General features: G+C 71.0%; 1 protein-coding gene. It reads right to left on the bottom strand.

Translation table 11 applies throughout. The features are described from left to right. Window positions 1–24 precede the first annotated feature (24 nt). The gene (locus tag IVW53_16005) at window positions 25–1,413 is read right to left on the bottom strand and encodes an ISNCY family transposase (protein ID MBF6607067.1); all 1,389 of its coding nucleotides are present in this window, start codon (window positions 1,411–1,413) and stop codon (window positions 25–27) included. Window positions 1,414–1,426 lie beyond the last annotated feature (13 nt).

The following is a 1,426-nucleotide window of genomic DNA, read 5'->3' as shown; positions in this document are numbered from 1 at the left end:
GTTGAAGTTCTGAGACTTTGACCGCTAAGTGTTCCGAGACTTTGTCCGCTGCACGGTAGCTCCTGCGATAGAATCGGCATTGTAGAGCGGGAGACGGGCGGCAGCATATCGCTGTCGTCCGTTTTCTGTTGTCTGCGTGTCTCGTCTCCATGGATGCGTGGTGGGCGGCGTCCAGGACACGGCGGCCCGGCGGGTTGCGGGCAGCGTCGGCGGCGGCTCCGGCGCTGGTCTCTCACCGATGTGTCCGCGCCGCTTCGTGCGCAGCGGCCCTGGCTGGGGACGCTGCCGCGCGATGCAGGCGCCGTCGTAGTAGACGCTCGCGCTCGCATCCAGATGCTCGCGGATTTCCACGCGGGCTTTGGCGTACGAGCGCCGTTGCGGACCCGGTGGGATCGCGATCGCGCGGCCGTCGACGGTGACGACGTTGTCGTTGCCGACGGTGCGCCAGTATTTGAAGCAAAAGACGTCGCGCGCCGCGCCGTACGGCGGTTTCCGGTAGGCCGGACCAGCCGTCGCCGCGCGCTGGCGGAAGCGCGTGTTGTGCTGGGCGAGCAGCGCCGGCAGCGCCCGATTCGCCTCCGCGATCGTCGTGACGCCGCGCAAGCGCAGCTCCGCTACCCAGCGGTTCTGCAGCGTCCGCCAGAGCCGCTCGATGCGCCCCTTTGCCTGCGGCGAGCGGGCGCCGATCCAGGTGATGTCGAGGTCGGCGAGGACGCGGCCCACCTGCGTGCGTGGCCGTCCGCCGGCCAGCAGCTCCTCGGGTGACAGCGGGTCGTCGGCCCGCACCTGGAAGATCGTGTGGCGGTCGCTGTAGAGCGCCAGCGGCACGCCGCGCCGCCGCACGACTTGCTGGAGCAGCAGGAGGTAGCCCGCCGCATCCTCCTGTTCGCGGAAGACGGCCCAGGGGACGTCACCCGTCGCATCGTCGATGCCGGCGATCAGCGTTAGCCAGGGGCCGTCCGGACCGAGCCAGCGGTGGCGGCTGCCATCGACCTGCAGCAGCATGCCAGCTTGCGGCATGCGCTCGCGCCGCGCGCGGTGCTTGGGCGGTCGCCGCCGCTGCGGACTCTGCCGGCCGGCGCCGCGCAGGATCCGGCGCACCGACGACCGGTGCAGCAGGATGCCGTCGTGCTCGGCGAGCAGCTCGCTGAGATGCTGGTCGTTACAGCCGGCGTAGACGCCGCTCGCAAGCGCGAGCACCCGCGCTGCGATCCCGGGATTGAGCGCGTGCGCTGGCCGCCTGCCGCGGTTGCCGTGGGCAAGCGCCTTCGGGCCATCGCGGAGAAACGCCGCCCGTAGCCGCCGCACTTGGCGGGGCGAGCGGGCGAGCAGCGCCGCCGCTTCCTCCGCCGCATAGCGCCCGTCGAGCATCCCCGCGAGCACCTGGACCCGCACCTGTTCCTTCGCCGTCATGATGATGTCCTCG

This window comes from Chloroflexota bacterium (assembly GCA_015478725.1).
Classification (GTDB): domain Bacteria; phylum Chloroflexota; class Limnocylindria; order Limnocylindrales; family CSP1-4; genus C-114.
This window is presented reverse-complemented; position numbering and strand designations above follow the sequence as displayed.

Bases quoted from the DNA above. Each gene is read 5' to 3' on its own strand.
- IVW53_16005 (MBF6607067.1), bottom strand. From the start codon at position 1,413: ATGACGGCGAAGGAACAGGTGCGGGTCCAGGTGCTCGCGGGGATGCTC.